Below are 5,519 nucleotides of genomic sequence, written 5' to 3'. Positions count from 1 at the left end.
AATTATGGAAAGCAACATAAAACATCCCTGAGTCAGAAAAATCTCAATCTGGTTCATTTTAAATACTGTGACAATTACCCCTGATACCACTAGGAAAATCAAAAGCATTATTGTCCATACAATTGATAGCAAAACTGGTTTCGTTTTTCGCATTTTTATTCTCCATTATCTATAAGTAATCTTTACTCTTTGCTATTTGTACAACATTTGAGATATATGCATATAAAATCGGTCTATCTAATTTAGACAAACCAATAAGTTTTTTCCTAATAATTCAGACATAATGTTTATTTGTTTATCTTAATTATTTTTTTGAACTATATAATCTATATATCCTTGTTTTATTTTTTCACCTTCATATATTCTTTCTAAAATCCTGTTTTCTTTAAATAATATTTTCATATCTTTAAAGTGTGTTTCAGCCTCTTGAATATTATAATAAGTATGAATAACTTTCTCGTCGCCTTCGCTCTGTAAAAACTCTCCTTCTCCCACCTGTTCACCGTGTCCATAATCACAATCATTTACTGAAAGAAAATTTATAAAACAAATTCCACCAGGCTTTAAAACTCTTTTAATTTCAGCTACAGCTTTCGCAATATCTTCTTTTTTCATATGGAAGATAGTATTATAGGAATAAATATAACTAATTGATTCATCTTCAAAAGTAAGTTTTCTTATATCTCCTTTAGAAATATTAAGTTCGACATTGTGTTCTTTAGAAAAGTTTTTAGCCCTTTCAATTTGTGAATTGCTTATTTCAATTCCATATGTCTTATACCCACATTCTAAAAATAGTGCAAGTGGTGGACAGTTTCCTCCTGCGCCACAATCTAATACACTTTTCTCTAAATTAATCTCATTGCAATAGTTTAAAAATTTATATAGCTGTGTTTGTCTAAATATTAAGTTCATAAGACCCTTCCTTTCTCTAATTTAAATATTTTTTAATATGATTACTATCTATTTTACGAGAATGTAATTTTGCAGTAATATTACTGCAAAAGCAGTATTTTATAACACCTTTAGGACAATTATCAATACACCCTCCACATAAAATACATTCAGAATTTTCCATGGAACTTTTCTGTACCATTTTATTTACATTAAGACTCATCACACAATTTTTATTACATAGTCCGCAATTGGTACATTTATCTTTATCTGCTAACAATTTAAGTGAGGGGAATCTCAAAAGAGCACCAAGTTTAGTTCCTATTACCATAAATGGAGCCATCCAACAAACATAATGACAAAATGCTCTCTTTCCACCAACAAAGGACATAATAACAACCAAGCCAACTACGATATAGTAGATACTGTAAGCGATAGGCTGAGCAACAGATATACCATGATTAGTTGCATAGAAAATATTAATTGCTTTGGTTTTGTTAGATGAAATAAATATCATAATAATGCTTATTATCCATGGTGTCCAAATAAAGAATTTTATCCAGTTCCGCTTGCCACCCTTTGCCTGTTTATTAAAAGAAACCATACAAATTTCTTGTAACCCACCTGATTCAATGTAAATAAAATAAAACTTCCAGTAATAATACCTTTTGTCATACCTTCTATTATCAAAAATGGAGAAAAATAATATATTGTTATTGGAAATAAAAGAAACGATATAATTATTAAAGCCTTTCTAATATTTTGTCTTTTCATAATATCCTCCTTATCGAATATCTCGCCTTGTCTAATACACAAATGAAAATATGAACAATATAAACAATCAAAATAAGATATTTAATAGTATACTTTGCTATGATTCAAACTATTTTCCTCAAGAAATTGTATTCTAATAGTTTTGTGCTATTTCACCCTAAATTCCTAATACCGTTTCGTAAAATTATACTCGTAATCTATTGCTAACATGCTTATCTATCTGCACATTTTCTAGAGATATTTTATTCCATAAATATAAGGCATAGATAATCATTATTATTGCTTGAAGCCCAATCGCTATATATTCACTTGTACTAGCTATTAACGAAATGTGATTCACAAAATTAAACAAGAAGTGCCAGATTATCACAGGGAATAAACTCTTTGTAAGCATGACAATTTCAGCAGCAAGGATTCCGAACACAATAGCATTAATAATTTGTAGTAATACCTCAACAATACTTTGTACTGCCAATATACTTGCGAAATGTCCAATTCCAAATACCAAAGCAGAAATAACAATTGTTTGCTTAACAGAGAAGTTGTCTTTCAGTAACTTTAATATAATGCCTCTGAAATAGACTTCTTCCGATATTCCAACCGCTAATGTAAAAAATATAAGTACACTGACATATGTAAAACCTTTAAAATCAACACCAACCAGTATAAGAGGTAGTTCAGAAAGGACTACCGGTATAAAGAACAGAGTTTTTCCTATACTCCCTGGTTCCATTTTTCTCAATCCAATTACTTTTAGATGAATTTTCTTTTTGCATACATAGATAATCGGAATAATTATGGAAAGCAACATAAAACATCCCTGAGTCAGAAAAATCTCAATCTGGTTCATTTTAAATACTGTGACAATTACCCCTGATACCACTGGGAAAATCAAAAGCACTATTGTCCATACAATTGATAACAAAACTGGTTTCGTTTTTTGCATTTTTCTTCTCCTTTCCGGGCGTGCGGAACTACCGCACCGGGCTCTTCAAATATACTCGCTTCCGTAACTAAGCAAAACATTCTTCAAATCTTATCTGATTATCAGATGCATCCTTATTCAGCAATCCATATAGATTGCTGAATTTATAGTTTTGGTTATGTTTAGCTGTTCTTGCTATTCCTCGCAGTGATGGTTGCATTATTTCCTCCAGTCCTTCAGTCCAGATTATGTTTCATTTGCGAGTTGCATATATTTGTTAATCCCTTCCCCAAGTGGAAGGCTCTCCCGCCCTCAGAGTACTATGAATTAATCCGAACTCCTATGCGCATTGGTCGTCCTCTTTTTCGATTGGATAGACCTACCTGTACTAAAAGAGCTATAGGATTCCTGCCAAGTTCCTAGCATCTTTCTATACATGCCACGTTTTTGGACCCCACATACCCTCGAGAATCTCACCATTTACGATTCTTCTGTATTGACTTCCGTGACGTTAACCACGTCGTAAATTTTCACTAATTCATTCATGATTTAATTTATTACATAAGAAAATTAAGAAATCTTCTTAATAGCTAATGCCCTTATTATTACAATGAAATAAATTATAATACAAATTATTGATTGATAAACCCTCTAACAAGCTATCCATCCTATTTTATATTTATTCAATTAATGCATTGTCAGCCAATGAACTTGGCGCAGAATAGTCATATTTACCTAAAAAGAAATATACAGGAATGTAAAACTATCAACTTCTTCTAATATATTTATTTCCATAACTTCTGGCCATAAACATTTTAAGCTAAAAGAGAACCCTGCCATAAACTTGTAAATATCTACTAATTTGTATTCTTCACTTCTTAACATTCGTTTAATGTACAAACTCGTGGAACCTTAATTTTTGTTATAAGAAAGACCTGCACCTAATTGATCCCAGTTTACAACAATAAAGTTCTTTTCCAACTGCTTTTGGGTATCAGCAGCAATCCCGATATTGGCTGTTCCAGGTCCACCATGCAAAACAACAATATTGGATTATTTTTATTCTCAGCCCGTATTAGTACCCACTGTTCAAACTTTCCAATATTAATTTTAATTAAATCTGCGACACTATTTTGCGCTTCAATATTTTTGGTTTTTCTTGAAAACATTTTACAACACCCCTTTTTTTTATAGTTTCATTCATTATTTAATTTACTATAAATAAATAAATAAATAAATACTCCAATATATTGGTATAGGTCTGCCTGCCTAAAATAAAACTAATGAAAATTGTAAATAATTATGCTAATAGATAATTCTTTTTAATATACTCCACCCATTTATTCTGCATTTGATTCTCTGTTATGCCCAAAATACCTACAAAGTTATTAGGCGCCTCTATTAAATTATATAACTTATCATAACCAAACTCTTCAATTATTGATTCTACTATTGTGTATGAGTATTGATACCCATTACGTTTGAAGAATGTTTCAAAATCCTCGCCAGTATCTAAATCTTTAAATGTAGGAATCGTATTATTTACTAACCCATTCATAACGGTTTCCCTTATCCAGTTCTCATTATTGGCTTTTGCTTCTTAACATGCAATTCCTTCATTCAGCCATCTGGGTGTGTCATCATTTATTTTATTTACTATGATATGCACAAACTCGTGAACCGCTGTATTTAAGACATTATTGAATTGTGAACCTGGTGGCGGATTTAAAGGAGACGCTATTACAATTTTGTCTATCCCAATACCTCCTCTTATCCAATCAGGTGCATTCGGAAATCCTAAAGCAATATGAAGTTGATTAATGTCTGAATGAATCTCAATAGTCAATTTCTCTTGAAGTTGTTGCTTATAAATAATTGCAATTCTATTATAATTATTTTCAAGAACATCTGAAACTGTATCTAAACATGGCTTGTCTATTTCGGTGTAATAAATTATAAAATGTTGAGTTTCTTTTCTTAAATTTAGTTTGTAATCTTTCTCTTTATGTAGCTGTTCAAATCCAATGTTACCCATTTAGTTTCCTGTACCTTTCATTTTAGATTTCCCCTTATAATTTGTATCACTTTCTATTTTTAACATGTTTGCTTGTATACAATACCCTACCAATCTGGCTCATCCTTTATATTAATTATTAATTACATAAAAATTCTAGAGAGATCTTAAATGTCACAGTCACGGTAGAGACATGGATTGCTCCACACACCCCGCACAGACCCCGGCGTGCGGAACTACCGCACCGGGCTCTTCAAATATACTCGCTTCCGTAATTAAGAAAACATTCTTCAAATCTTATCTGAATATCAGATGCTCTCCTTGTGGCCTATATAGTTTCATTATTTACTTTAATATATGTGAATGTTCCGAACTCTCAAACACAATAAATGGTATCATCATCTCCTGCTTGGTCATTCCTGCATGATTTGATATGAACTGTTTAGATTTAGGACTGTAAGCAATGCCTTGATCTCCAATGGCAACTGCCAAAAAATCGCCAATAAAGTCCTCAAATTTTCTATGTGCTTCGCCAGTTCCGAATAATTGTCCTTCTAAGATTTCTGCTTTGGAAAACAATAAAAAATCCTTGCCAAAGTCTTTGTAAAATTCTAATTTAAACAACTCTTTGTACTCCTCTTTCACATAAAAACATGTGGCTCTACTTTCAATAGAAATTGGCCTTATTAACATCTTTAAAAGCTGAGGATAATCACTAACAAACCTATAGTTCAAATTAATATGCCCATGATCTGCGGTTACAACAACAAGTGTATCCTTTAGCCCCTCACACATTTTCTCTACTCCTTCATTTAGTTCTTTCATTATCCTAGAAATATGATTATCCGAGAAAAATTTCCGTATATTGCATAAATACACGATTTTTTGATTATCTTCTCAGATAATGGTTAT

9 protein-coding genes are annotated in these 5,519 nt (G+C 31.5%); all 9 read right to left on the bottom strand.

Annotation, left to right across the window (positions count from 1 at the left end):
• Nucleotides 1-300: 300 nt before the first annotated feature.
• Nucleotides 301-915 carry a class I SAM-dependent methyltransferase gene (locus KPL51_RS22635; RefSeq protein ID WP_216166624.1) on the bottom strand — a complete coding sequence of 205 codons (615 nt, stop codon included), beginning with the start codon at nucleotides 913-915 and terminating at the stop codon, nucleotides 301-303.
• A gap of 16 nt (nucleotides 916-931) precedes the next feature.
• On the bottom strand, nucleotides 932-1,411 hold the full coding sequence (locus KPL51_RS22630; protein WP_224854692.1) for a 4Fe-4S binding protein: 480 nt from the start codon (nucleotides 1,409-1,411) through the stop codon (nucleotides 932-934).
• A 38-nt stretch (nucleotides 1,412-1,449) separates the two neighbouring features.
• Entirely contained in the window at nucleotides 1,450-1,668 is a 219-nt protein-coding gene (locus tag KPL51_RS23810; protein ID WP_224854695.1) for a hypothetical protein, read from the bottom strand.
• Nucleotides 1,669-1,852: 184 nt separating this feature from the next.
• A complete protein-coding gene (locus tag KPL51_RS22625; protein WP_216166622.1) occupies nucleotides 1,853-2,614 on the bottom strand; it encodes a CPBP family intramembrane glutamic endopeptidase in 762 nt (253 codons plus the stop codon).
• Nucleotides 2,615-2,681: 67 nt separating this feature from the next.
• The gene (locus tag KPL51_RS24175) at nucleotides 2,682-2,813 is read right to left on the bottom strand and encodes a hypothetical protein (protein ID WP_263628403.1); all 132 of its coding nucleotides are present in this window, start codon (nucleotides 2,811-2,813) and stop codon (nucleotides 2,682-2,684) included.
• A 736-nt stretch (nucleotides 2,814-3,549) separates the two neighbouring features.
• Complete coding sequence (locus tag KPL51_RS22620) at nucleotides 3,550-3,762, bottom strand: hypothetical protein (protein WP_216166620.1); 213 nt, start codon at nucleotides 3,760-3,762, stop codon at nucleotides 3,550-3,552.
• Between the two features lie 131 nt (nucleotides 3,763-3,893).
• A complete protein-coding gene (locus KPL51_RS23805; protein WP_224854698.1) occupies nucleotides 3,894-4,151 on the bottom strand; it encodes a hypothetical protein in 258 nt (85 codons plus the stop codon).
• 42 nt (nucleotides 4,152-4,193) lie between these two features.
• Nucleotides 4,194-4,628, bottom strand: a complete 435-nt coding sequence (locus KPL51_RS23800) for a gluzincin family metallopeptidase (RefSeq protein ID WP_224854701.1) — start codon at nucleotides 4,626-4,628, stop codon at nucleotides 4,194-4,196.
• A 324-nt stretch (nucleotides 4,629-4,952) separates the two neighbouring features.
• The gene (locus tag KPL51_RS22610; RefSeq protein WP_216166618.1) at nucleotides 4,953-5,432 is read right to left on the bottom strand and encodes an alkaline phosphatase family protein; all 480 of its coding nucleotides are present in this window, start codon (nucleotides 5,430-5,432) and stop codon (nucleotides 4,953-4,955) included.
• Nucleotides 5,433-5,519 lie beyond the last annotated feature (87 nt).

Origin of the sequence: Clostridium bowmanii (genome assembly GCF_018861315.1) — a bacterium.
Taxonomy (GTDB): Bacteria; Bacillota; Clostridia; order Clostridiales; family Clostridiaceae; genus Clostridium_AD; species Clostridium_AD bowmanii.
The sequence above is the reverse complement of the archived record's forward strand: the minus strand, read 5'-3'. Positions and strand labels throughout refer to the sequence as shown.

Excerpts from the sequence above, each read along its gene's own strand:
- KPL51_RS22635 (WP_216166624.1), bottom strand. The coding sequence starts at position 915 with ATGAACTTAATATTTAGACAAACACAGCTATATAAATTTTTAAACTAT.
- KPL51_RS22630 (WP_224854692.1), bottom strand. The coding sequence starts at position 1,411 with ATGATATTTATTTCATCTAACAAAACCAAAGCAATTAATATTTTCTAT.
- KPL51_RS23810 (WP_224854695.1), bottom strand. The coding sequence starts at position 1,668 with ATGAAAAGACAAAATATTAGAAAGGCTTTAATAATTATATCGTTTCTT.
- KPL51_RS22625 (WP_216166622.1), bottom strand. The coding sequence starts at position 2,614 with ATGCAAAAAACGAAACCAGTTTTGTTATCAATTGTATGGACAATAGTG.
- KPL51_RS24175 (WP_263628403.1), bottom strand. The coding sequence starts at position 2,813 with ATGCAACCATCACTGCGAGGAATAGCAAGAACAGCTAAACATAACCAA.
- KPL51_RS22620 (WP_216166620.1), bottom strand. The coding sequence starts at position 3,762 with ATGTTTTCAAGAAAAACCAAAAATATTGAAGCGCAAAATAGTGTCGCA.
- KPL51_RS23805 (WP_224854698.1), bottom strand. The coding sequence starts at position 4,151 with ATGAATGGGTTAGTAAATAATACGATTCCTACATTTAAAGATTTAGAT.
- KPL51_RS23800 (WP_224854701.1), bottom strand. The coding sequence starts at position 4,628 with ATGGGTAACATTGGATTTGAACAGCTACATAAAGAGAAAGATTACAAA.
- KPL51_RS22610 (WP_216166618.1), bottom strand. The coding sequence starts at position 5,432 with ATGAAAGAACTAAATGAAGGAGTAGAGAAAATGTGTGAGGGGCTAAAG.